The organism is Zooshikella ganghwensis (assembly GCF_018263875.1).
GTDB classification, from domain to species: Bacteria; Pseudomonadota; Gammaproteobacteria; order Pseudomonadales; family Zooshikellaceae; genus Zooshikella; species Zooshikella ganghwensis.
Window position 1 is genome coordinate 34,088 of record NZ_JAEVHG010000023.1, and the last position, 25,420, is coordinate 59,507.

Here is a 25,420-nt window from a genome sequence, read left to right on the forward strand (position 1 = left end):
TTTTTGTTGCAAGGAATAGAATAAATTGTACGGTTTTTTTAATTCCTCCCCCTTGTTGAAGGGGGAGGTTAGGAGGGGGTTAAGTAGTGTGGTTAGGTAAGCGTTTTAGCAGGAAGGACTTCAAACCGCATAATAAACCCAGACACTTTTACAAGCACCCATAAAAACAATAGTGGTAATAAAACAGTTTGTAGCAAAAAGCTGGCAATTAATAACATCATGTCTTCAATCGCTTGATTTGCTTTAGCATGTAATGCCTCAAATTGCTTTGAGGGATTAAGCTGTTGACTCACCTGATTCCAACGATCACGCAGTGAGTCCATAAATGATTTATCTTCTTGAGACGCTTCCATATGCTGTTGTTGAAAATCTTCAATTGCCTGCGTTGTCATCTGTAAATGCTCAGTCGCTTGCTGTTGTTGTTCTGCAAGAAAGTGAACCTGCAGTAAATGATTAGCGAGTACAACAATTGTTAAGGCAAAGCGAACCACAATCAGCAGCGAAAACAGCTTAGTAAACCAGAGTTGAGTGCGTGGAATTGCACGTGGTATCCATATTGCGAAGATCAACAAAGCCGCCATTGTTGAAAGCATAATGTTAAACCATTGGGCACTGATCATTTGTATCAACAGCTTCTGAATACCGAGTGAAGTAGTACTGGCCAGCATCACCCAGGAAAACCGTTCTACCATATCATTCACTGGGTCGAGTATTTCCCCAGCTTTAAAGGTAAGACCTATACCTACAGGTTCTATTGATAACTCAGTGCCTTGTACAACAGAGATGGCACCGTTCAGCAATCGTGCAGCGGCAAACGTAACAGCAGCGTTTTTTAAGTGCTCAGTGACAATTGCATCGGTGGATTGGTCAATAGGCTTGATCCAGACAATGCTTGTTAACAAGATAATAATAAAACTGATCAAGCACTTCAGACGTAGTGGCATAGTGTCTCCTTTTCAACCTATTTGGTTAAAAAAGACACTAGCACTTTTGTAGACATTAGCCCAGAGTCTATAATGGGCATTAGGACGTATGAAGTATTACGCCCTAACGGTGGTGAGAAAAACAAATTGTTCGCCAATTTTATTGTGATAAATCTAACTTTTCAGGTAGGCGTAACACAATAAACTCAGTGTCATCTGGCTGCTTAGACGCTAAATGACGTCCTATGCTGAATGGGTAATTATTGTCGTTCATTACCGCAATATGCTGCTCGTCCAACACTTCAATGTTTTCAATGGTTGTGTAACTAAAGGCAAACTTACCGTTGCTGATACCAAAATCACCAGCTTGTCTATCGGCTAATTGATGAGGGTCTTTAATCGCCATTAAATTGACCAACGGCTTTTTTGAAACCTGACCATCGTCTTGTAGGGTAATGAGGTAGATCATTTTGAAGGCTTCAGCGGTACCTTCTTCATTATCACGTTCAATGACCAACCCATGTTTAGCATTGATCATGGTAAAGTCGCCTATTGCTTTGCTCTTATCTGCCATAGGATAACGATAGTTTTTCCCTGTAAACACCTTACGCTTAAGGTCAAAAACATGAATGAGCAACTCACGCTTTTTGCTATCAATAACAGGTGCTTCGAGCATTGCAAACAAGGTATTGCCATCTGCGCTTAATGCCATACCTTCAAAGCCACTGCTACGATTGATGTTGATGCTATCAACCAAGGTAGTGTTGCGGTAGGGCCAGTATAGCCCTGCTAACCAAGGCGTGTTCTTTCCCTTTTCATCCTGCAAGTTGGTACCATCATCAGCATAGGGACCTTTATTGGGGAAATCACCAATCAGGTAAACGGTGCGAATAGTGGGATAGTTTTTCTGAATATATAACAGTGAGCGAAAATCAAAGCTTTGAATATCCGCTCGCTTAGTTAATCCATTGCGTTTGATGGTATTCGCCAAAATCGTTGCCATTTTTTCAGGTGTTACAGTTCGGCTTTTATAGACGACACCATGTTTATCACGATCACTGCGAGGGTTTAATTTCGTTTCTATATTAAACCGAACCTGCTCAGCCACTTTACTACGCTTAACAGCGAGTGGGTGATTTTTACCTGCGCCTGTTGTATAGAACCGTTGGTAAAAACGCACGAAGTCAAATACCTGCTGTATGCTGGGTGGTGTATAGCTATGCTCTAAACCCACTTGTTTGGTAAACGCTAGAGTGACAGGTGATAGGTTGGGGTCATTAACTTGTGAATCACCACGAAATACTTTATCGCAAATAAAGCTAGTTTGAATTTCTTTTAGGGTAAGGTTTTTAATCAGCTTTTGTTGGTGCTCTGTATAAGGCTGGTTATTACCTAAACGACATTTTTCTGCCTCTAAGTAAGGGTCATGACTGAGCACAGCTACACCATCTTTAGTAATGCCAATGTCTGTTTCCAGCGTTGTCATCAGGTTATCCAACGCGACTTCCATGGCCGGTAACGTGTTTTCGGGGCGCAAGTTACGACCACCACGATGACCTTGGGCATCAAAGCGTTGGCTGTCAATCAGTCCTTCAGGGGTTAGATAATCTGGCTTACCATCTTTATTGCCATCAAACTGCTTAACTGCCGTTAGCAATAAATCTGGACGATCAGAAATAATACCATCCACCCCAAGCGCCATAAGTTCTAGCATTCTTGGAAGATCATTCACTGTCCAGGTAACAACAGGGTAACCCGCTTGCTGAATCGACTGAATATCAAATACATCACTTGCCGCAAGCTTTAAACCATTGGGGGTGTCTTTATCACGGGCGTAATGGCTTACCCTTGGATTATTATCCTGCAACATCACATGGTAAGGTGAAAACACCGGCTGATACTTTGCACCCTGTTGTGCTGCATGTTGAGCAGCGGCATTCATAATACGAACGCTGGAGCCTTCTTCTAAATAAGGGTTTTGTGGTGAATTTAAATAATGGCCTGTCCGGCTAAAATCGGGTAGCCGGTAGGGCTCTTCTAATACTTTGCCATTGGCATCCACATGCAGTATAAAAGGACCAAACTCATCGCCTAGCCAATACGTGCCATCTGCTGTACGACGTACAGATTCAATATCAAAATCAGCACCAGTTAAAATACGCTGTTGCGTAAAGTGGTTAACAATAGCAAAGGGAATTTTTTGATCAGGGTCGTGTAGCTCAATAAAGCCATTTACCTCAACTTTACCTGCATCAGGCTTACCATTTGTTTTTAGCTGAGGCTGAATAGTATATAAACGCAGATTAAAATCTGCAGAGTTTTCTACCTTACCAAAACCATTGTCTGACATCGCTAAAAAGGTGCCATCGGGATTTTTTAAAACCGCTGAAAAACCTTGGATCGGCTGTCCTTTTTTAAAAGGCGTATGTTTGCCGTTTATAGGTGATGCCCCTAAACGCTTACCAGCCACTGGCCCTTCAGCAAAGCTGTCAGCAGGTAGTTTTGCATAGCCCACTAACGTTGCTGGGGCAGGCTCGGTATAGTGTTGACAACCAGAGAGAATTACGGCGAGTGATGTGCCTAAAGCACAGCGGGAGAGAAAGTGATATTTCATAGTACGCCTACTACCTTTCTTTTTTTATAAGCGAAACGATAGCGTTAAGTAGTAATGAGTGACTCATATACTGCACAGTTTTCGCTCAACTTACTGTCCATGTGTTGCTTTTTAGTGACGGTAACATGACAAATTTAAAATATAAAGCCTAACCCCCACTTGAACTTTGCATCTTATTGAGAAGGGGGTGAGCCGTAACTTTTAGTTACTCTACCTTGTTTTCGCATTAAGTCCCTCCCCCTTGTTGAAGGGGGAGGCTAGGAGGGGGTTAAATGAGCGTAAATATAAGTACTGAGTTTACGGTATGCAGTACAAACCCCACCTTAACCCTCCCCTTACCAAGGGGAGGGAATATGCGGTTCATAAAGTATATTTTTTGCATTAAGTCCCTCCCCACTTGCTTGAAGGGGGAGGTTAGGAGGGGGTAAAAAAACAAATAGAAAATTAATCCTTTAAAGCACGAATAAACGCTTTTGCTGTGCTCTCACTAGACTGAGGGTTTTGCCCCGTAATTAATAAGCCATCAATTTCAATATGATCGGACCAATTATCAGACCCACGATAATCAGCGCCAAGTTCACGCAGCCGGGTTTCCAATAAAAAGGGCATGTGGTTGGTCATACCTACTTCATGCTCCTCCTCATTGGTAAATGAGGTTAAAATACGCCCTTTGACAAACTGGGGACCATAACCGGGTATATCATTGATTAGGGCACAAACGCCATGACATACCGCAGCAACCGGTTGATGCTTTTCAATGTAAAAACCAATGGCATAGGCAACGGCCGGGTTGTTAGGTAAATCAAACATAGTGCCGTGTCCCCCAGGAATAAATAAACCGCAATAATTAGCAGGGGCCACATCTGTGAGGGGAATGGTATTTTCTAGCACCATCATCGCTTCTGCATGTTCCCCCTCTTTGGGCAGGCTCTGTTGGTCTACGGGTGCTTTTCCCCCTTGAATACTGGCAACAGTGATCTCAAAGCCAGCTTGCTTTATTTGCTCGTAAGGTACGGCAAACTCCTCAAACCATAAACCTGTGGTCTTGTCATCCGTGAGTTGACTGTGGCTGGTCACCAGCATCAACACTGCTTGATCACTCATTGAACACTCCTTGTTATACGTTATAAGACTGTATGACAAGTATAGTGTAGTTAAGGGACAGGTGTGTGAAGATAAAGGAGGGGAGAAGCTCTAGTAAATTTTGAAGAAGCCCCTATGAATACTCTTTTTGTAGGAGCCTCATAGGGAATAAGTGTGTATTACATCTGTTTTTTAAGAGCATTTTGAAAATCAATTAAGTGTTGCTGCTGACGCTGAGGGGCATTTTCAATGGCTTGAGTAATCAGCATTGCTGCTTTGTCTTGTTCACCAATATCATCTCGCACACGGGCCTCTAAATAATAGTAGTACCAACTATTATCGCCATGAGTCTGAAGCCACTGTGTCCACTCAAAGGCTTCTGCAGGATAATATTTATACCAAGCTTCAATCCAACGGTTAATGATTAACGTTGTTGAAGGAAATGAGCGCACCATTGTTGCAGTAAAAGAATTAGGTGCGGGGATAACAGGTCTAATGAGCCAGTAGGTGTTTGTGAGATGTAAGCAAAAGAGTAATATAACAATTCCGCTGCATAAGTTCTTATATGCAGTAGTTAATATTGGTTGTTTGTTGTTTAACGAGATTGGCAATAGATAAGCAATACACAGCGCAAAAACTAAAATAGAGTAGGAATGATAAAATACGCCTGCATTTAAAGAGTGTAAGCAGAGTGACACTGCGGCAAAAAAAGCAATAATTTGAGTATGACTTTCAATAGTTTTTTTGTAGATTTTTAAGAGTGTATTAATCAGTATATAGCCGATCAGTGAAAGAAAGCTGACTGTGCCTATAGTTCCCCAGTCATGGAGAGCCTGTACAATAGCGTTATGGGGTTGCATAAACACAAAGTTTTTACATGTGACTTGATAAGTATTGACACCATAACCAAACAGAAGTGTTTTAAAACTAGATAAGCTTTGGAGGGTTTCAATCCACATACCAATTCGGACGGCAATGGACATTTTGCTTAAATGATTGATATTGCCTGCAGTTGAATCAGTAGTACCCATATACGCAATCAAAAAGCCAAAAAGTAAAGATATAAAGGTAGATGTTAATATTTTACTTCGATAGTTTGGCAGGATGATAATCGCTAGGATAATAGTCAATAAATAAGAATAAAAAGCTCCTCTACCGGCTGTCCATATTAAGAAACTCACTGAAACAATACATGAAATAAACCATAGCTTTTTACGTGATGTATTTTTACATAACAAGTAGCTAAATTGTGAAATGATTGCAGATACTGTGCAGAAGTAACCTAACTGTCGAATATTAGTAAAAGGAGTTGCATTTATCCAGTTGAAAGTATACGGATCTTCTAACGTAAACCATCGATATACATAGAAAATTGCAGTACAAACCAGTGCAAAAGGAATAGCAGTTATCAGCTTATCCCATTGTTGCTTGTTAAGATGTTGTGCTAGCACAAAAGCAAATACTGCATGAGTAAACCACTCGAGTTGAGTGATTAGTGAAAAATAAAACCTGACGGATAGCACTGTTGAGACTATGGTTGAAATAACCCAAATGCTAAAAGATACAATGATCCATTTGGGTAAGCGTGTTGAATGGTGATTTGTTGATTGAAAATGAATAATAGTTGTTAGCTCAATGATACAGATAATAGCACGAACACTATCAACATTCGCTGGACCAATGAGTAACTGCCAATATTGGGCAAAACCAACACCAATAAAAAGCGCCCAAAAAGGCGCTTGATTAAGTAAACGTGCTTTGGATTTCATTTAACTACCTGAAAATTTTTGACAAAGTTGGTATTTGTCAAAACCTGTATCATCTTTATAGTGTGTACACAATGCATCGAGCATTTCGCGCCAAGGCGCCATCTTTTCTTCTTTGTAATGGGTCAGTGGCCACCAGGTTTTGGTCTTGCGGTTAACGATAATCATGTTATCCGTCATATCTGGGAACAAAGCCAATAACCAGTCTTTATAGATAACGCCGCGCTGTTTAGCTGCAATAGCTTGATCGATAACCTGTGGTTTAATAGTCACTAATCCATCTGTTGTTGTTGTGTAATAGTGCATCCCTTGACGTATTATACGTAATGCATTGATTCGACTGCTATTAAGACTTTCAACACTTAAACTGCTCTCTAAAAATAAAAAACGGTCATAATCTTCTTGATCTTTTTTATCCATCCAGTCTAGTGGTATGCCATCTGGTGAATAGTTTGGTGTAATATCTAAATAGTTATAGATGGTAGGAGCTATATCAATTAGTGATGCTGGTGCTTTCTTTGAAATTCCTTGGCTATCAGTTCCAAGATGCCTAATGCCTAAAACAACACTGTATTGTTCCTGACTGAGTATATTTGTCCCATGACCATAGCTGTTGGTTTTAAAGGATACTTCATCAATGGCTTTATTTAGACTATCTTGATCCAGCATGAACCCTTCTCCATGATCTGATAATACAATCACTAAGGCATTATCAAGGACACCACTATTTTTTAGTTGATCCATCAAGTACTGAAACTGTCGGTCGACTGCTTGTAACATTGCTTGGTAAAAAAAATAGTCAGGTTTTTTTGCATCAAATGAACGTCCTTTAGGTATTTCTAGCTGTGAATATCGGTACGGCCAATGAGGAAGGGTGAAGTGGGCTGCAATAAATAGAGGCTTTTCTATATTTGCTTTGATTGGTACCATTACTGAATCTACAAAATATTCAGGTATGTAAGTTGTGTGCTTAGCTCTATTATTACATGAGTATGGAAAAATATAAGCTCCTAGGGAGGTTAAGCATGTAAGGTTAACTAAAGGAATATCTGAGATACTGGCTAATATAAAATCTCCAATACCTATTTTTGGTCCTACTATATAATCAAAGTTATAGCTTTTATCTATATTATTAAAACGACGCTCATCTAAAGCATATACTGTTGTGTAACCTGCTTTTTTTAAGGTTGTTTGTAAATTATGTTGGCGGTCAACAATATCTTTTGGCATTAGATTAAACCGAGCGTTTGTACTGTTGCCATATCTACCTGTTAATATGGACATCCATGCAGGGTATGTTCTTGCTAAAGGAGTTATTGTATCAGAGAAAAGAGTACTTTTAGATAGAAATTTATCTATGTTAGGAGTTAAGGATGGAGTTAAACCATTAGCTCCAAGATGGTCTGGCCTCAGTGCATCAATACCAATGATTATTATATTTTTGTTTTTATTTCCTGAATGATTCATCAGGTTTGAAGTTTTACTTAGGAAAAAGCTATAAGCAAAAAGAACTACTGTAGAGTATAATATGGGCTTCAAATACAAAGTGTTGTTTTTAGTTTTTAGGGTTATATAAGTAATTGATGCTAATGCAAAAGGAGCAAAGACATAAAGTTTTGAAAAAAATGATCCGGGAAAAAATATGTAGTTTAATAAAAGGGTATAGACAAAAGCAATTAGCGAAAAAAAATAAATGTTGCAGTGTTTAGGAAAAAATATAAGCTGAACAGCTAGAGAAATTGCTAAGTATTTTATTATAAAATAAACTACAGGTAATATCGTTGAAAATCTAATTAAACTACTTAAATCTACTGAGTCTATAATACCATCTTGATACTTTACAATGATAGTTGTTAAGGCGCAAGCACTTAGTAAAAAAAAGTTAATTAGAAACTGCTTTAAAATATTGTTAATCATGCTTGGAATCATCAGCAAGTCCACTTAAAAAGTGGACTTATATAAAGTTTATCGACAGCCTGTAGGCAGGTAGTCTTTATTCACGTCAACGTTTTTACAATCCCAGCTTAGGGATCCTGTATTATTTATTGGTTCAAGTTGGAATTTTTTTCCTGTATCTATTTTGCTAGAAAGGGTAATTTCAATTTTACCACCTGCAACTATTTCAACACTAGTAACGTTATCGCTTTTTATATTTGATTTAGTTGGTAATCCTGCTGCAATGTTTGAAGTAGGAAATCCATTATTTACAGCCCAATACTCAGTCACAGCTGTTTTTGCAGCAGTTGATAAGCTTAAAGCATCAGCTGCTCTTGCTCTCTTAGTATAATTTTGATAAGCAGGCAAGGCCACAGCAGCCAAAATACCAATAATCGCCACAACGATCATTAATTCGATGAGCGTAAAACCTTGTTGTTTTTTCATTTGAGTCTCTCTCCGTTCTTTTTACTAACAAACAATCCAGATATGTTCTATGAGTAGAAGATATGAGCTGTGTATTTAGTGAGAGGTTTTGCTGACCTTAACCATCAGCATATTTGTATAAAAAACACAAGGAGAGCCACATTTAGCAGGCTACAAATATGCATTTATCTATAGTGACTAAGGTTTAACTCCTAATACACCTAACTTATACCTAAATGACTTCATAGTATGCTTAGAGAGTAACCAAGATAGATACATAAAAGTACAGCGATTAAACTTTAAAATATACCTTTATATAAAGGTACATTTAAGTTACAAATCAACATAAACTGCTATGTATTTAAAGATAAGGAAAGCGCTTCTCCAATATTTTAATATGAGAAGTTTCAGCTATTGCATTGCATGCCAATATATTAGTTATCTTTTACTGTCTTGATTACTTCCTAACCAAAAAACAAAACACGTTGCATTTAATATTTTAAAATGTAGAATCCGTCACATACTTTTTTCTTGTCATGCCAAAGTCATTACTATAGCACAACAATTGTTGTGTAACGGTCGTACTTATTAAATGCTATGTGCCACGGCATTATGCTACAAAGGTTTTATGATTGCCAACCTGTTAGCATTTTAGTATTGATGTGCGTATATAAAAAAGTGATAACTGTTCAGCTTTCAACGATGAGTAGCTGTTTCTACGCATAGTTACGTACAAGGTTTGTTGTATAAATGGTATGCAATAATGCTTGTGGTGTGTGTATATTTTATACGAAGTATAAACGCATAAAACTAAAGTACGAATATTATCGTATAAATAATATACAAGATTTTCGAAAGCATCACCCCCTTACTGCTTTATCCCTTCTGATTTTAGCTTTTTCTTCTTATATTTATACCTCAATAAACGTACAGCTTATGATGTTTATGGTTAGATCTTAACCCCGCCCCAACCCTCCCCTTGCCAAGGGGAGGGAGCAGAGCGTGTAAGCAGCAGACATCTTTATTTCAGGAAAGCACCATCAGTTCCTCCTCTTTTTGAAGGGGGAGGTTAGGAGGGGGTAAATAAAGCCAGCAGGTAAATAAGGTATTTGCAGTATAAATCCACAAACCCCACCCCAACCCTCCCCTTGCTAAGGGGAGGGAGCAGACCATGCAAGCAGTAAACATCTTTTGTTTCAGGTAAGCACCATCAGTTCCTCCCCTTTATTGAAGGGGGAGGCTAGGAGGGGGTTAACGAAGCCAGCAGGCAAATAAGATGTTTGCAGTATAAATCCACAAACCCCACCCCAGCCCTCCCCTTGCTAAGGGGAGGGAGCAGACCATGCAAGCAGTAAAAATCTTTTGTTTCAGGAAGCACCATCAGTTCCTCCCCTTTGTTGAAGGGGGAGGTTAGGAGGGGGTTAATAATCACTAGGTTTGGCATTCTTTTGTAGCTTTGTAATACTAGAGCCAGCTAATAGCAACCTATCAACTAATTGCAGAGATAGCCCAACACATGCTTCCACCATTAACAGTTAATCATCGCCTATGAACCAAAACACCACAAACCATCAACCACAGGAGCGTTTGGAAGGTAACGTTGAGCGGGTGACGTTCCATAGTGAGGAAACCGGGTTCTTTGTGGTGCGGGCCAAGGTGCGTGGTTATCGGGAGTTGGTCACTATAACGGGTAGTACGCCAGCTATCACTGCAGGTGAATATATTGAAAGCTTTGGTATCTGGGTGAATGATCCTCGTCATGGCCTGCAGTTTCAAGCGAAGTCGGTGAAGATGATTGTGCCTACAAACCTGGAAGGTATGCAGAAGTATTTAGGTTCGGGCATGGTGAAGGGGATTGGTCCCCACTTTGCTAAACGGTTAGTGAAGCATTTTGGTGAGCAGGTATTTGATGTTATTGAGCATCAGCCCGAACGTTTATTGGAACTGGAAGGTATTGGTAAAGTACGGCAGGAGAAGATTACTTCGGCATGGCAAGAGCAAAAAGTCGTACGTGATATTATGGTGTTCTTGCAGTCTCATGGTGTGGGTACAGCAAGAGCTGTACGTATATATAAAACCTATGGTGAAGATGCTGTTGATAAAGTTTGTGCAAATCCTTACCAGCTTGCACTGGATATTCATGGTATTGGTTTTAAAACAGCTGATCAGATTGCCCAACGACTGGGCATCGAACCTACTTCATTAATACGTGCCCGAGCAGGTATACGTCATGTATTGCAGGAAATTTCCGGCAATGGGCATTGTGCTGCCCCATTTGAAGAGCTGGTTTTATCTGGAGAGAAGCTTTTAGACATTCCAGATACTGTTTTACGCCAAGCGATTAATGAGGAGTTAGTTGCAGAAAACTTGGTTGCGCAAAATATTGATGGCTTACCTTGTGTTTTTTTAACGCCTTTATTTCACGCTGAACAAGGTGTAGCTAATCATATTCATCGACTCGCTCGAGGTCATACCTTTTGGCAGGGCATTGATTTAACCAAAGCAATTCCTTGGGTGGAACAGCAAAATCATATTCAACTCTCAGCTTCTCAACAGGATGCTATCCGTCAGGTTATTCACAACAAGTTCTGTGTGATTACAGGTGGACCTGGAGTGGGTAAAACCACAGTGGTTAATAGTATTTTGACGATTATTGCCGCTAAAAAAGCACATGTGACTTTGTGTGCACCTACGGGTCGTGCGGCTAAGCGTTTGAGTGAGTCAACGGGGCGAGAAGCCACGACTATTCACCGCTTATTGGAATTTGATCCTAAACAGTTTGATTTTAAGCGTAATGCAAAAAAGCCATTAGAAACAGATTTCTTGGTGGTTGATGAGACATCCATGGTGGATGTGGTGCTTATGAATCAGTTGTTGCGTGCGGTGGGTGATAATACAGCTGTTTTATTAGTGGGTGATGTCGATCAGTTGCCCTCTGTGGGGCCTGGGTCAGTACTGGCAGATATTATTAACTCAAACACTGTTACGGTTGCAAAATTAACAGAGATTTTTCGTCAGGCTGCGACGTCAAAGATTATTACTAATGCGCATAGTATTAATAAAGGCTATAGCCCGAAAGTCAGTGAAAAAGGAGAAAAGTCTGACTTTTACTTTATGGAAGTGGATGAGCCAGAGTTAATACAAGCAAAGCTGATATACTCGGTAAGCGAACGTATTCCCAAGCGATTTAATGTTGATCCCATTAATGATATTCAAGTGCTTACGCCAATGAATCGCGGTGGTCTTGGTGCAAGAAGCTTAAACCTGGCGTTACAAGAAAAGATGAATGGTGACGCACACCCTAAAATAACACGATTTGGTTGGACGTATGCACCTGGTGATAAAGTCATTCAAAATGTAAATAACTATGATAAGGAAGTGTTTAATGGAGACATTGGTCGTGTTCAATCGGTTGATTCAGAATCAGGAGAGCTATTGATTAATTTTGAAGGGCGCGATGTTGCTTATGAAATGCATGAACTAGATGAGCTTTCCTTAGCTTATGCAACAACGATTCACAAAAGCCAAGGTTCAGAGTACCCTGTTGTTGTGATACCAATTGCGACCCAACACTTTACACTGCTTGAACGTAACCTGCTTTATACTGGTGTTACACGTGGAAAACAGCTAGTTATTTTAATAGGTCAGAAAAAAGCAGTAGCAATGGCTGTACATAATGTCAAATCCAGCAAGCGTTTGACTTATCTACAGCAGACATTACAGGCGCTATTTAAATAACTTGTTATAAATATGCAATGTATTTGATTGTTTTTTTGATAGAATGTATTTCTGTTATTATTTTGAGTTTTATAAGCTTAATTAAAGTAATTGAAAGAGACTAATTCTATATCTTTTCTGAATACCTGTCGTGTGAATTGAATAAGAAAAAAAATATCAATTGCAAAATTATATTCAAGCAAAAATCTTAATTTGATAAAAAAATTAACACCTCGTTCATTTTGTTTATGCCAGAATAATAAGTGTTAATAATAAAAATGCTTAAGTGCGCGCTTTGCTGTAGGTATATATTTGGTTTTTTTAATTAATTGTGCTCAACAGCTGAATTGATTTACTTTTATTTTATGTGTAGCCAGGAGGCATAGGCATGTTAACGGACTTACTTAAAACTAAGCTTATAGCGAGTATTTTGTTGTCATTATCAGCCACACCCGTTTTATCCCAAGATCAGAATAATACATTAGAATATATTCCTTCTGTGAACAGTGAGGAATTAGAAGGATCTTTAAAGCCCATTATTATTGCAGACCGTGTTGAAATGCCTGCATCATTATTGGGTGGAGATATAGAAGCACTTGGAGGAGCAGTCACTATCAGTGAACCTGGAGCGAGCTTCATAAAGGTGCATTTTGCTGAGTTTGATATTCCTGAAGGTAGCTGGGTTACGGTGAGCAATAAAGATGGATCAGAAGAATATCGTTATAGTAATTCACAGCGTGATGACTTTACTGTAAGTGATGATGAAGATGGTGTAAATAGTTGGGCCAGTATGTCAATTACGGGCGATACTGCTATTGTGAGGTTGCACCAGCATGAGGCAACTACGTGGGTACCCACTCAAAATAAACTCAAAATAAGTCACTACATGAAGGGCTATTCTGAAAATGAAATTGCCTACCGTGTTCGTACGTTGTCTACCTGTGGTAATAATGAGCGAAAAGATGTTGCTTGCTATGAACGTTCACATCCTACTGAGTTTAATTATGCTAAAGCGGTAGGACGATTAGTTATGGGCCGCGGTTTGTGTACAGCTTGGCGAGTAAGTACTGATAATCGTGTATTTACTAACAATCATTGCATGAGTACCAGTTCATCTATCCGTGGCTCAGAAGTTTGGTTTAATTATCAGCGGAGTAGTTGTGGCGGACAGAGAATGAATCAAGTAGTTAAAGTTTCCGGACAGTCGCTACTAAAAACGGATTATACCCTTGATTATACACTTTTTACGGTAAATAACTTTAGTGCAATAAAACAGTTTGGTTATTTGGGCTTAGAAGTGCGTGACCCACAAAAAAATGAAGTTATATATATTGCTCAACATGGTAGTGGTGCACCAAAGCAGTTTGGTATAGAAAGTGACTATAATTCAGGTAATGTCTGTCGAGTTGATGCGCCAAGTCGTTCTGGTCGTGGGAGTGGAACTGATTTAGGTTATTATTGTGATACAACAGGTGGTAGTTCTGGATCTCCTGTTTTAGCCAGAAGTTCAAATAAAGCTATTGGTTTACATCACTATGGTGGCTGTTTGAATCAAGGTGTGAAAATTTCGCGTATCTGGCCACAGGTTAGAAGCTTTTTTAATAACCAAGTGCCTTGATTGAGCTTCTGTTAATTAATGACTCCCCCTAGTAATCTTCTAGAGGGGAGTATCTAAGTTTTTCCTAATAACCATTTTTTTGCTTCTTGTTCTTCGTAAAAAAGCTTAATATTGACACGCCTATCTTTTGCTATTCGAGTCACGGACTCAGCACCATAATTGGTCGGCGTCGTAATAATTGCAATTTGGGTATTTTGAGGAAACCCTTCAGAAAAAAAGCTAGTAGCAAAGTTATAATAATCCATAGCATTTCGGTGAACTGACTCACCCATTTCTTTAAGGAAAACAAGCAAGCGATAGTTATTATTTTGCTGACATGCCTTAAGCACTTTTTTTCGAGCGTGTCTAAGTAAATGACTATCAATTTCTACTGCTTCTACTTGTATATATTGAAGCTGTGGATCAAAAGTAGTTTTAATACGTTTCAATACAGGGTCATTTTTCATAATGAAAAGTTATTTATAAAATAATGTAGACTCATTTTTCAGTGTAAATGATGATATAGCTGTTCTCTTCACAGGTATAGTATAAACTGTAAATATTACATTTCATCGTATAAATATCAGGGTAAAGATTGTGGTCCTAATACACGCATAATTTCTGAAACGGTTGTTAAACCTGATTTTACTTTATCAAAGGCATCGTCTAATAAGGTGATCATTCCTTCACTGCGGGCACATTCAAACATCTCATCGGTAGAGGCAGCTCTTGCGATTAAACTGGTCAGTTGTTCACTAGGAATTAATACCTCGTAGAGTCCCAGACGACCTTTATACCCTGAACCATTACATTGATCGCATCCTGCGCCATTAAAGTACTGTTTGTTGTTTTGAAATTTTTGTCCTAGTTGACAAATGATAGTTTGATCTTCTTGTATGGGTTGTCGGCAGTGTGAGCAAATTTTTCTTACTAAACGTTGAGTGATAATTCCTGATAGTGCTGAACTAATGATAAAAGGTTTTAAACCAAGATCAGTCAATCTTGCTATGGTTGCAATTGATGAGTTTGTATGTAACGAAGAAAAAACCAAGTGTCCCGTTAATGCTGCATGAAATGCAACTTCTGCAGTTTCAAAGTCTCGTATTTCACCTAGAAGAATAACATCAGGATCTTGTCTGAGAATAGCTCTTAAGACTTTTGCGAAGCTTAGACCTGTTTTTTCCTTAACCATTACCTGTCCAGCCATATCAAGGTAGTATTCAACTGGATCTTCAATTGTTACATAATTTTTTTCTGGTTGGGCATAAGTTTGTAAAAGAGAATATAATGTGGTGGTTTTTCCACTACCTGTTGGTCCTGTTGTTAGAATTATTCCTTGAGGTTTCTGAGCCGCAAAAGAGACTTGACTTCGTTGTAACTGTGACATTCCCAGGTCATCTAAATTGACTACTTCTGCATTGCGATCAAGAATCCTCATGACAATTTTTTCGCCATTAATGGTTGGTAGAGTTGAAATTCTCAAATCAATGATTCTAAGTGGTGTTTTAGCCGTAATGCGGCCATCTTGTGGTCGGCGTCGTTCAGTAATGTCAAGTTCAGCCATTACTTTAACACGTGATACTAATGGCATAAGTAAATTAGTTGGAATATGTATTTTGTCCAGTAACACGCCATCAATACGATACCTAACTACAACATATTTACTACGTGGATGAATATGGATATCACTGGCGCCAAGTCGAACAGCTTCTAAAATAATAGCGTTAAGCATTCTGACCGCTGGAGGATCTTCTGTAGAAGATAGTAATTCGTCGATCGCAATTTCGTCATCATCTTCAATGATAACTTCTACCCCTTCAAAAGGGTCATTAGAGCCAACTATTGTCTCTAACTCTTTGAACGTTAACTTTTCATCACCAAAAAGTTGTTTGAATTTTTTGCAAAATGCTGAGGTATCAGCCATTACGACATCAATTTCAAGCCCTAAGCTAAACCGAAACTCTTCAATAAGTCCCTCATCCATAGGATCAGCCATAGCAAGAGTGAGATGTCGACCGGATTGAGCTATGGGTAATATATATTGCTGCTCACATATTTTTCGCGGAACCAACGCAATTATGGCTGGGTCGATATGACATTCGTTAAGATCTATTTCTCTAATGAGAAGATCTTTTCGTAGAATTTTTCTAATGACTGGTTCTTTGACCCAACCTTTGTCAAGGATTGTTGTCAGTACAGGTTTTTTATGAAATTGCTGCTGTTTATATATTTCTTGTAGCTGAGTATTATTTAAAAGATTTTTCTTTTGAAGAAGAATAGCAAGTTGACTACGATTCGTTATAGCTAGTTTTGAGAGCATTTCTAAATCACGACTTGCAACCTCAATATTATCTTGTAGCTGTTTATTTTTTTGTTTTAGTTCATATTGCTCTAACGCTAAAGCAACGGTTACTCTTAAATCATCATCATGCCATGGTTTTAATATAAATTTGTAGACTGCCCCATCTTTGATGGCAGACATAACCGCCGTAGTATCCGCATGTCCCGTCAGCATAATTCTTATCGTATCGGGATAATGCTTTTTTACTTCACGCAGTAGTTCGGCACCATTCATATTTGGCATCATATAATCGCTGATCATTAGATGACATAGATTTTTTTCTAAAATATGAAGAGCCTCGATACCATCACTTGCGGTTAGTATTTCATAATTTTCATCACGAAAAACACGGCGTAATGATTTAATTATATTTGGCTCATCATCAACAATCAAAATTGTATATGGGTTCTTTACTATAGAAGTAGAATCGTTGTCATTATTATGATCAGTTTTTGCGCCGAATAATGATGCATACTTTGTCATAATTTGATGCTGTTACTTTTATGGTGTGGAGACTGGTAGCCATAGGCTGACACAAGTTCCTTTTCCTTCCACACTATTGATGGTAAGTTTTCCATTATGCGCTTTTGCAATATCTTGACATATACTAAGCCCCAATCCAGTTCCTGTGCCCACATCCTTTGTAGTAAAGAATGGTTCGCAAACACGATTAATAATATTCTTAGGTATGCCTGGTCCATCATCTTGGATAGAAATAATGATAAAGTTTTCTTGGTATTTGCTTTCGATAAGAATCTTTCCACTTGGGTTATTAATGGCTTGAGCAGCATTTAATAATAAATTAAGAAGTGCTTGACTTAAGTAGCCAGGCATACAGTTGGTATGCGGAATATCACCAAGCTTTAATATGATAGATATCTCTTTATCTTTGGCTATAGTATTTTTAATAGTGCCTGTAGAAACAGTGTAAGCTGTCGTAATTAGTTCATTGATATCTATCAAATTAACTGCTTCATTATCAATGTTTGAAAAGAGCTTTAAACTTTTTACAATTTCAGAAATTCTAGCTGTACCTTGTAAAGACTCAGTAATGATGTTAGGAATGTCATCAACTATAAAATCAATATCTTCCTCAGACCAATAAGTTTTAATTGTGCTGATATCACTACTTAAAAGTTTTTCCTTAATACCAGATAGAGTTGTTATATAGTTTTTAAGCATTGATAAATTACTTTGAATAAAACCAATAGGATTATTTATTTCATGCGCAATGCCTGCGGCTAATTGACCAATAGCAACCATCTTTTCTGACTCATAAAGTTTGAGTTGAGCTTGTTGAATTTGAATGACTTGCTCTTTTACTCTTTGCTCAAGTTCTTCTGAAAGCGCTTTGTATTTTGCTTCTGAAGTGACTAGGGCTTGATGCTCAATATAAAGACGTTTGAAATCTTCATTAATAGCTTCAATATGAAGTTTAGATGCCATAGTATATCGAGCATTACTTTGGATAAGCATATTTAAAATTTGTAACGCAAGGTTTGCTTTATCTTCATCTTGCGATTCTAGCTCAAGAAAGGCAATAGGTTCTAAGTCATAATTAATCGTGATCCGCTTCGTGTAATTAATATCATTTCGTCCGCAAAGAATGGTATTATCTGATGTTAAAAGGCAGTATTTTTTATTAAGTAATTGATTTAGAATATTCTCAATTTTGGTTCGGTCAATTGAACTGATTAAGGTCGGAGCATCAAGTAATGCGTCAAAAAATTTTTGATTATCCTCTAAAGAACTATTTGAGGGCATTTTTTTAGTCATTTTAGGTTATTTTCTTGACTAGAGTTTGTAGAGTGATTAGCTTTGGGTGATGATCTAATAAGCTCATTCAAAAAATCAGTCTTGGCGAGCCCATGCTTGCTATGCAATTGATATTGATTATCAATCTGTGAATAAACCTGGCTTAGTATACCTTCGAATGTTTCAGTAACTCCCTTTCCTTCTAAGGCACTGGAAAAAACTATATTCCAAGGAGTTGGCTTCCAGAGATTAATTACATCATCTTTGCTGATAATATCAGGCAGGTCTCTTTTATTAAACTGCACAAGTATTGGTAATTTATTCGTATCAAGACCTAGTTTACCTATATTTTCAAGAAGATTTTCAAAAGATATTGCATTGTTTTCAATCTGAGTAAGCTGAGAATCTGCTACGAAAACCACACCATCTGCACGTGATAATACTGCTTTTCGTGTACTGTCATGAATAACCTGGCCTGGCACAGTAAATAACTTTACTTTAACAAGTAGGCCCGAGGGTGTGCGTAGGCCTACTGGTAATAAATCAAAAAACAGGGTGCGATCATTTTTGGTTTCAAGTACCATCATATCACTGCGTAATTGAGGTTGTAAAAGGTCATGTAGCTTAGTTAAATTTGTTGTTTTTCCACTGAGTGCAGGGCCATAATAAACAGTTTTAAGTGTTAATGTATTCTTGTCTTCGTTGAAATCAGCCATGATATACGATTTATTTAAAAGGACATTCAATAAAGTTATTCAGATTTAAAATTCTAAGTTTATCATTTTGGTTTATACCTACCTCAAACATTGACTTTTCAAGCGATCTTAACTTCAAGTCCCATGTTTGGAAATAACTACTCATAAAAAATAAGTTCATACATGAGCATTATAAGTATGGTTAATTGATATCAATAAGTTGGAATGCATCTGATTTTTTAAAATGGCTACATTATCAACTAAGTACTCTATTTATGATAGTCTAAATCAGCATTGAAAGATGAGGATTAACTGGGCGGGTCTTAATGAGAAACTGTATCGATATCTTTGATTTTTTTATCAACAGGTAAGGTTATGATAAACTCGGTGCCTTTTCCTACTTCGCTATTAACATCAATGCTACCATGATGTTTTTTAATAATATTGAAAGAAAGTGACAAGCCAAGTCCTGTGCCTTTTCCTATTGGTTTCGTAGTAAAAAATGGTTCAAACAAACGTTTTATATGTTTTTTTTCAATTCCTTTTCCATCATCTTTAATAGAAATTTGTACTTTATTATCATTATAATTTCTAGTAGTGATAGTAATTGTTCCTTTTTCTTCTATCGCATGGCTTGCATTGATAATTAGATTCATGAAAACTTGATTTATTTGCGAAGCTATACACTCTACTGCTGGAATATCACCATAATTTTTAATTACATCTGCTTTGTATTTTACCTCATTCCAAACAACATTAAGTGTACTGTCCAAACCTTTGTGTAAGTCTGCTATTATCCATTCTGACTCATCCACGTGAGAGAAGTCTTTTAGATCCTGAACAATCTTTTTAACTCTTCCTGCACCATCTTTTGTTTCTTTTAGAAGGTCTTTAAGATCCTCTTGTAAAAATTCAAAGTCAAAATCATGTTTTGCTTTTTTAGTAGCAGCTAATAGCTCCTCGTTAGCTGATAGTTCAATAGCTTCATCGTAAACAGTGATAATTCTGAATAAATCTTTAATGCAGTTATCCAGGGTATTAACATTGGAGGTTACAAATGCCATTGGATTATTAATTTCATGTGCTATGCCTGCTGCAAGCTGGCCTACCGCTGCCATTTTTTCTGATTGTAATAGTTGAGCTTGTGCTTCCTCTAATTTTTTTATCAGTTTCGCTTGCTCATTTTTTTCCATTTGAAGCTGTGTGGTAACTTCTTCTAGTGCCTGATGTTGCATAGCAATTTCTGTAGCGTCAAATATTAGAATCCCAACTAGTTTATCTTGTGACTCAGGTTTGTGCATGGGGAAGAAAGTAATGTTTTGATACATTTTGTCAGACCGCTCAGTTACTGGGCGACTGCTTGGAAAATCGAATAAATAAGGGCGTTGCTGCCAAGAGGTAAATGACATAATATCAAGCGTCAATACGGTATCAATTTTTTTTCGGACCCATTTTTCGAGGTATTCAGGAAATACTTCAAATATGGTTTTATCCTTAACCATATCAAATGTAAAGTTGCTATTTACTTCCATGAAGTCATTCCAATACTGGATACGGTATTCTTGATCAAGAATTACAACACCTACGCTGATTTGTTTTATGACATGTTGTAGGAGTTTATTGGTATCCACTATTCGAACCTTCAATACTTGGAAAGTAGCTTATCGATAGCCTTCAATAAAGTTGGTACGCTCTCATTAGCAATACAAATAAGTAAATCACAGCAAAAAGAATGAGAAGATATAGTAAAGTTAATCTCCATTACCAGAGTTTGTCTGCCATCGAATATATCAGCTGTAAGTGCTTCATCGAAAAAAGTGTTAGTTGAAAAAAGAGAAGGTGGATTAAATGAGCAAGTAACTTCTATTTGATTAGCAAGACCTTGTATACATGCACCGGTCAATATATTTGTTATGTCCAGAATAAGTTCTTCGTTTGCTTTTTCGTCATTATCGCTATATCCCATTAATTCTGCAATTTCATCAGCTCCATTGGTACCAAAGCAAACTAAAACTTCACCACGTAGCTTCCCTAAAAAAGACTGACGAGTAATAGCTGTTATTTGTCTAGAATCGCTAAGCTGGGTAGGATTCTTATTTTTGTATTGCATGTCAATGGCATGAATTTTAGGAATGCTTAAAGAAACTTGAGCCTCAACAAGCCTTGCCAGCTTATTTGCTGCTTGACCCATTGCTATATTCATTAGTTCTTGGAGGACATCCAGTTGATCTTCATTCATTATTGAACCTCAATTGCTATAAAATGCCAATTTCATGAATTTTTTTATTAAGATCTTCTGGAGTAATTGGTTTTTTTATAAATGCGGTAGCACCAAGTTCAAATACTCGCTTTTGAGCTTCTGGCTGGATATCTGCGCTTATGACTATAACAACAGTCTTTGCGTGCTCCTCTTTTAGTTTTTCCAAAACAGAAAAACCATCCATTTCAGGCATTGTTAAGTCAAGAAACATGATATCCGCCTTGCCGTTATGGTAGGCTTCTAAAGCCTCAACACCATTTTGGGCTTGACTGATTTCTACCTCTTCTTTTAAGGCAATAGAAACTGCTTTTTTTACCATTTTTCTTGATATTGAGGAGTCATCACAGATGAGAACATGTAAAGGCATTAATTTCTCCGGTTATGTATCTTAACCAATGATTGCAGTATAGAGTAACAGTTTCTAACACATCAATTAACGTTGAACAATAAATAACTATTTGTTATAAATATGATTTAACCAAGGCATTAATGTTAGTCCTCTGCATTATATTCATCAGATAAATCAATCATTCCTTCTTTATCAAAGTTAACTCTGGTTATTCCTGGAGATTCTTTTTCCAACCTTTTAAGTTCTGCTATCTGTTTTTCTAGCTTAGAACGTTGTAAACGGACAGTTTCTGCAAGTTGTTTATTTTCTTGAAGGAGATCAGCGTATTTGAGCGCATTTACTAAAGTCATAACCAGTTCATCATCATTCCATGGTTTCAGAATGAAACGATATACTTCAGCTTTGTTTATTGCATCTAAGACAGCTTTCATATCTGATTGTCCGCTGAGTACGATCCTGATTGCATCAGGTCGAAATTTTTTGAGTTTTAACAGTAACTCAACACCATTCATACTAGGCATACGAAAATCAGAAATGATTAGTTCAAAATGTAGCTCTGTTAGTTCATTTAAAGCCAGTAATGGATCAGAGTAGGTAACAATATTCCAGCCTTGACGTCGAAGTGTGCGTTTTAAGGCATTAAGAATATTGGGTTCATCATCAACTATGGCTATAGTAGTCATTCTTTACCCTACTCTTTTTGAATATAAATTTCGAGTTTATAATTTTCTAGTTTTTCGAACATGAGCAATTTTTCAATAATGGTATTTGTTAAATGATATCCCTTTGAAATCAGCATTATTCCATTTCTATTCAGTATATCTCTGGCTACAATCATCCCTGATTTCAGATTAAATGAATCTATTCTCAACTCTGTGGTGCCGTCGCTACGAACTTCAAAAGCATTTTTGTATTTCTCGATAATCTTGACTACACCTGGGTCGTAAATTTTTGAGACATTCTTTTGCATATAAACATATGCTTGGCCACTTGTCATTGCTTGCTTTTCGATAGTTCCTAGCTGTAAGCCAATGAAGTCATGAGTTGCTCTTAGTAGACGTGCACCTTTAGGAATAGACTTTCCAGCAAGATGATCAGGATACCCTTTTCCATCAAAACGTTCCATATGATGTCTAATAACGATACTTGCTTCTTCAAGCCCTTCTATACTCATTAGAATCATTTCGCCTATAGTAGGATATTTATAGTATCTTTCTTTTTGTGTGTCATTAAGCATTGATTCTGGTAAGGCTAGGATTTCATCAGGCAATCCTAGCTTGCCCAGCTCATGTAGTAACGCTGCATAGTATATTTGATTAGTTTCTTCCTCTGTGAAGTTAGCAGCTTTACATACTTGTTTAGTTAAGTCTGCCACTGTGCTTGCTTTTTGCTGATTTAGGAAGACTCTGCTGGATATAATTGATGAACATATACGAATAAATTTATCGTAACTTTTTCCCAACTCTTTATAGGCTAAATCAAGCATGTCAGCGGTTTGCTGAATTTCAGCGGTACGAGCTTTTACCTGCTTTTCGAGTTCTTCATTAAACTTCTGTAGTTTTTTATTCTGCTCTTGGGTTAGGTTGAGCAGTTCTTCTTTTTCTCTTTCTAATCGCCGTATGCGCAGACCTTCCTCAATAATCTGTTTAAACTCATCATCGTCCCATGGCTTGCTAATATATCTATAGATACCGCCTTTATTTAACGCTTCTATAGTCGCTCCAATATCTGAGTGGCCTGTCAGTAACATGCGAATGGTATTTGGCCAGCGTTCTTTAACGGTTGCTAAAAATTCTGCACCACTCATTTGTGGCATTCTCATATCAGAAACTATCAGATCGATAGGCTTTTCTTCCAGAATAGTTAATCCCTCTTGTCCACTGTTAGCAAAAGAACAATCGTAATCACTTTTGCGAAATAAACGTCGAAGAGCTGATAAAATAGATGGCTCATCATCGACAAATAGTATCGATTCGTTATGTTTGTTCATGCTCGATGATTACTTCAGGCTGTTTAAACGGTAATTCTAGCGTGAATGTTGACCCTTTTCCCTCTTTACTGGAGACTAATATTTCTCCATGGTGTCGTTTAATAATACTGTATGATAAAGAAAGTCCTAAACCAACTCCTTTACCTACAGGTTTTGATGTGAAGAACGGATCAAAAAGGCTGGTAAGAAATCGTGGTGGAATACCACAACCAGTATCAGAAACTGATATTGAAATGCATTCTTTTTTTGGGGGTAGAGAAGTAGAAATTGTAATTGAACCATTACTATCAATTGCTTGTATAGCATTCATTATAATATTGAGCAGTACTTGATAAAGCTGGTTTTCTACGGCCTCAATTTTGGGTATTTTTTGATATTTCTTTATAATTATTACATTTTTCTCTATTTCTATATGGGTAGAATCTAATATCTTATTAAGTAACTCATGAATGTCGACAAGCTCTAGTGTTACACTATCTGTTTTGGATAGGTCTTCAAGTATTTGAATAATATTTGTTACTCGTGTAATTCCCTCTTTAGATTCTTCTACTAGTTTTTGTAAGTCTTCAGCTATAAAATCAAAATCGTTGTTTATAGATATTTGCTTGAAGTCTGCTATGAGATCTTTGTTATTAGTTTGTGTAACATGATTTGTCATATCATAAATGACAAGCAACAAGGCCTGGCAATATTCCTCTAAGGTGTTTAGATTTGAGCTTATAAAGCCAATTGGGTTGTTGATTTCGTGTGAAACACCTGCAGCTAGTTGTCCTATAGCTGCAAATTTCTCTGTTTGAAGTAGTTTGTCTTGAGTTTCTTGTAATTTTTGAATAAGTATATGCTGTTCCTTTTTTTCTTTACGTAATGAGCAGTTTGTATCCTCAAGCTCTCGAAGTAAAGCATTTTTTTCTAGCCCTGCATAAACTTGGCTAACAAGAAGATCAAGATATACTTGATCTGTTTTTGAAAATACTTCTCGTGACTCAGGCTTGGATAAAATCAGTATAGTATTATTTGATTTTTTAAAGCATGATATAGGTAAAATCAGTAAATGATGGTGTGGATGTGGTGATGGTTTTTCCTTAGCATCAAATAATAACGGAGAGCTTAACTTACTTAGAGGTGTTTTTTTTTCATTCAGATACTTTTCTATTCGATTGATGCTGTTCTGATCCACTCGGTTCAATAACCAGGGAGAATAAGGGTCTTGTGTTACAAAATAGAATGCTCCACCGTTAGCATCTGTTAATGTTTGAGCACGTGTTAGCAGCTCTTTGTAAAAGGTTTGGTCATCATTATGAAGACCTTTGATCCATTCTAAACTTTCTGACCACGTCATCATATAACGCATATGACGTTGTATATCGTTCAGCTGGCTTTGAATATGATGTTGATAATATGAATGCCCCAAAGCTGCAGCAGCAAATTCAATTATTGAGTATTCATTTGACTTAAAAGAAAATGAAGTATCTTTAAATAAAATAATATAGCTTAGTTTTTTTGGACTAATTTCAGTGTTGTATATAGTTGAGAATGTTGAGCGTTTAATATCATAGTAACTGTGCCAGGTGTTTTTATTGGTATGAGAAATATATTTGCTTACAATGGTTGTTGGATCATCTGTTTTTTTGAAAATTTTGCTTGATGGACTGCTTTTGCTAATAACATTATTGTTTGTTTTATCTAACCATATCCAGGAGATACCAAAACTTGGAAATATACCACTTAGCTTGGTGAGGAGGTAGTTGTTTGAGGGTGCATTTAAACAAATATTATCACAGGTGTTAGCTTTCATAATAAGTATCAAAAAAACTATAATTCTTTGTTTTTATTTAAGTATATATTTTATTTCCGATTATACCTTGTTAACTTATAAGTTTTTTTGCGGGGTAATGAGTATCTTGCATTTGTGTTTAAATGCAATGCTATACTAAATCCTTGATGACTATTTGACTTGGTGTATTGGCTT

General features: G+C 37.2%; 18 protein-coding genes. 2 read left to right on the top strand and 16 right to left on the bottom strand.

Annotated elements, in window-relative coordinates:
• Positions 1-92: 92 nt before the first annotated feature.
• The 6 genes from KHS79_RS22320 to KHS79_RS25990 form a co-directional block, all read right to left on the bottom strand.
• Entirely contained in the window at positions 93-944 is an 852-nt protein-coding gene (locus KHS79_RS22320; protein ID WP_212722218.1) for a hypothetical protein, read from the bottom strand.
• 139 nt (positions 945-1,083) lie between these two features.
• Complete coding sequence (locus tag KHS79_RS22325) at positions 1,084-3,537, bottom strand: esterase-like activity of phytase family protein (protein WP_212722220.1); 2,454 nt, start codon at positions 3,535-3,537, stop codon at positions 1,084-1,086.
• Positions 3,538-3,981: 444 nt separating this feature from the next.
• Positions 3,982-4,641: a type 1 glutamine amidotransferase domain-containing protein gene (locus tag KHS79_RS22330; protein WP_212722222.1), complete on the bottom strand. Its 660-nt coding sequence runs from the start codon at positions 4,639-4,641 to the stop codon at positions 3,982-3,984.
• Positions 4,642-4,799: 158 nt separating this feature from the next.
• Positions 4,800-6,389 carry an O-antigen ligase family protein gene (locus tag KHS79_RS22335; protein ID WP_212722225.1) on the bottom strand — a complete coding sequence of 530 codons (1,590 nt, stop codon included), beginning with the start codon at positions 6,387-6,389 and terminating at the stop codon, positions 4,800-4,802.
• Positions 6,390-8,303 (bottom strand): sulfatase-like hydrolase/transferase, encoded by a 1,914-nt coding sequence (locus KHS79_RS22340; protein WP_212722227.1) that lies wholly within the window; start codon positions 8,301-8,303, stop codon positions 6,390-6,392.
• Between the two features lie 48 nt (positions 8,304-8,351).
• A complete protein-coding gene (locus KHS79_RS25990; protein WP_212722229.1) occupies positions 8,352-8,768 on the bottom strand; it encodes a pilin in 417 nt (138 codons plus the stop codon).
• A gap of 1,527 nt (positions 8,769-10,295) precedes the next feature.
• On the opposite strand from KHS79_RS25990, the gene recD2 reads away from it, so the two are divergent.
• A complete protein-coding gene (recD2, locus tag KHS79_RS22350; protein ID WP_212722231.1) occupies positions 10,296-12,485 on the top strand; it encodes an SF1B family DNA helicase RecD2 in 2,190 nt (729 codons plus the stop codon).
• 367 nt (positions 12,486-12,852) lie between these two features.
• Positions 12,853-14,082, top strand: coding sequence for a trypsin-like serine peptidase (locus tag KHS79_RS22355; protein WP_212722233.1), 1,230 nt, complete (start codon positions 12,853-12,855; stop codon positions 14,080-14,082).
• A 53-nt stretch (positions 14,083-14,135) separates the two neighbouring features.
• Here KHS79_RS22355 and KHS79_RS22360 read toward each other — a convergent pair whose 3' ends face one another.
• The 10 genes from KHS79_RS22360 to KHS79_RS22405 form a co-directional block, all read right to left on the bottom strand.
• The gene (locus tag KHS79_RS22360) at positions 14,136-14,528 is read right to left on the bottom strand and encodes a hypothetical protein (protein ID WP_027710095.1); all 393 of its coding nucleotides are present in this window, start codon (positions 14,526-14,528) and stop codon (positions 14,136-14,138) included.
• A 116-nt stretch (positions 14,529-14,644) separates the two neighbouring features.
• Positions 14,645-16,885 (bottom strand): ATPase, T2SS/T4P/T4SS family, encoded by a 2,241-nt coding sequence (locus KHS79_RS22365; protein ID WP_212722234.1) that lies wholly within the window; start codon positions 16,883-16,885, stop codon positions 14,645-14,647.
• Positions 16,886-16,903: 18 nt separating this feature from the next.
• Positions 16,904-18,178 carry a sensor histidine kinase gene (locus KHS79_RS22370; protein WP_212722235.1) on the bottom strand — a complete coding sequence of 425 codons (1,275 nt, stop codon included), beginning with the start codon at positions 18,176-18,178 and terminating at the stop codon, positions 16,904-16,906.
• Entirely contained in the window at positions 18,175-18,873 is a 699-nt protein-coding gene (locus KHS79_RS22375) for a GTP-binding protein (protein WP_212722236.1), read from the bottom strand. The genes KHS79_RS22370 and KHS79_RS22375 overlap by 4 nt, the downstream gene beginning before the upstream one ends.
• Positions 18,874-19,175: 302 nt before the next feature.
• Positions 19,176-20,483, bottom strand: a complete 1,308-nt coding sequence (locus KHS79_RS26310; RefSeq protein WP_325167641.1) for an ATP-binding protein — start codon at positions 20,481-20,483, stop codon at positions 19,176-19,178.
• Positions 20,484-20,494: 11 nt separating this feature from the next.
• The gene (locus KHS79_RS22385; RefSeq protein WP_233468557.1) at positions 20,495-21,091 is read right to left on the bottom strand and encodes a chemotaxis protein CheC; all 597 of its coding nucleotides are present in this window, start codon (positions 21,089-21,091) and stop codon (positions 20,495-20,497) included.
• A 16-nt stretch (positions 21,092-21,107) separates the two neighbouring features.
• Positions 21,108-21,479 carry a response regulator gene (locus tag KHS79_RS22390; protein ID WP_212722237.1) on the bottom strand — a complete coding sequence of 124 codons (372 nt, stop codon included), beginning with the start codon at positions 21,477-21,479 and terminating at the stop codon, positions 21,108-21,110.
• A gap of 125 nt (positions 21,480-21,604) precedes the next feature.
• Positions 21,605-22,144, bottom strand: a complete 540-nt coding sequence (locus KHS79_RS22395) for a response regulator (protein ID WP_212722238.1) — start codon at positions 22,142-22,144, stop codon at positions 21,605-21,607.
• 8 nt (positions 22,145-22,152) lie between these two features.
• Complete coding sequence (locus tag KHS79_RS22400; RefSeq protein WP_212722239.1) at positions 22,153-23,451, bottom strand: HD domain-containing phosphohydrolase; 1,299 nt, start codon at positions 23,449-23,451, stop codon at positions 22,153-22,155.
• A complete protein-coding gene (locus KHS79_RS22405; RefSeq protein WP_212722240.1) occupies positions 23,438-25,246 on the bottom strand; it encodes a sensor histidine kinase in 1,809 nt (602 codons plus the stop codon). The genes KHS79_RS22400 and KHS79_RS22405 overlap by 14 nt, the downstream gene beginning before the upstream one ends.
• Positions 25,247-25,420 lie beyond the last annotated feature (174 nt).

Coding starts and splice junctions, on each gene's coding strand:
- KHS79_RS22320 (WP_212722218.1), bottom strand. CDS start 944: ATGCCACTACGTCTGAAGTGCTTGATCAGTTTTATTATTATCTTGTTA.
- KHS79_RS22325 (WP_212722220.1), bottom strand. CDS start 3,537: ATGAAATATCACTTTCTCTCCCGCTGTGCTTTAGGCACATCACTCGCC.
- KHS79_RS22330 (WP_212722222.1), bottom strand. CDS start 4,641: ATGAGTGATCAAGCAGTGTTGATGCTGGTGACCAGCCACAGTCAACTC.
- KHS79_RS22335 (WP_212722225.1), bottom strand. CDS start 6,389: ATGAAATCCAAAGCACGTTTACTTAATCAAGCGCCTTTTTGGGCGCTT.
- KHS79_RS22340 (WP_212722227.1), bottom strand. CDS start 8,303: ATGATTAACAATATTTTAAAGCAGTTTCTAATTAACTTTTTTTTACTA.
- KHS79_RS25990 (WP_212722229.1), bottom strand. CDS start 8,768: ATGAAAAAACAACAAGGTTTTACGCTCATCGAATTAATGATCGTTGTG.
- recD2 (WP_212722231.1), top strand. CDS start 10,296: ATGAACCAAAACACCACAAACCATCAACCACAGGAGCGTTTGGAAGGT.
- KHS79_RS22355 (WP_212722233.1), top strand. CDS start 12,853: ATGTTAACGGACTTACTTAAAACTAAGCTTATAGCGAGTATTTTGTTG.
- KHS79_RS22360 (WP_027710095.1), bottom strand. CDS start 14,528: ATGAAAAATGACCCTGTATTGAAACGTATTAAAACTACTTTTGATCCA.
- KHS79_RS22365 (WP_212722234.1), bottom strand. CDS start 16,885: ATGACAAAGTATGCATCATTATTCGGCGCAAAAACTGATCATAATAAT.
- KHS79_RS22370 (WP_212722235.1), bottom strand. CDS start 18,178: ATGACTAAAAAAATGCCCTCAAATAGTTCTTTAGAGGATAATCAAAAA.
- KHS79_RS22375 (WP_212722236.1), bottom strand. CDS start 18,873: ATGGCTGATTTCAACGAAGACAAGAATACATTAACACTTAAAACTGTT.
- KHS79_RS22385 (WP_233468557.1), bottom strand. CDS start 21,091: ATGAATGAAGATCAACTGGATGTCCTCCAAGAACTAATGAATATAGCA.
- KHS79_RS22390 (WP_212722237.1), bottom strand. CDS start 21,479: ATGCCTTTACATGTTCTCATCTGTGATGACTCCTCAATATCAAGAAAA.
- KHS79_RS22395 (WP_212722238.1), bottom strand. CDS start 22,144: ATGACTACTATAGCCATAGTTGATGATGAACCCAATATTCTTAATGCC.
- KHS79_RS22400 (WP_212722239.1), bottom strand. CDS start 23,451: ATGAACAAACATAACGAATCGATACTATTTGTCGATGATGAGCCATCT.
- KHS79_RS22405 (WP_212722240.1), bottom strand. CDS start 25,246: ATGAAAGCTAACACCTGTGATAATATTTGTTTAAATGCACCCTCAAAC.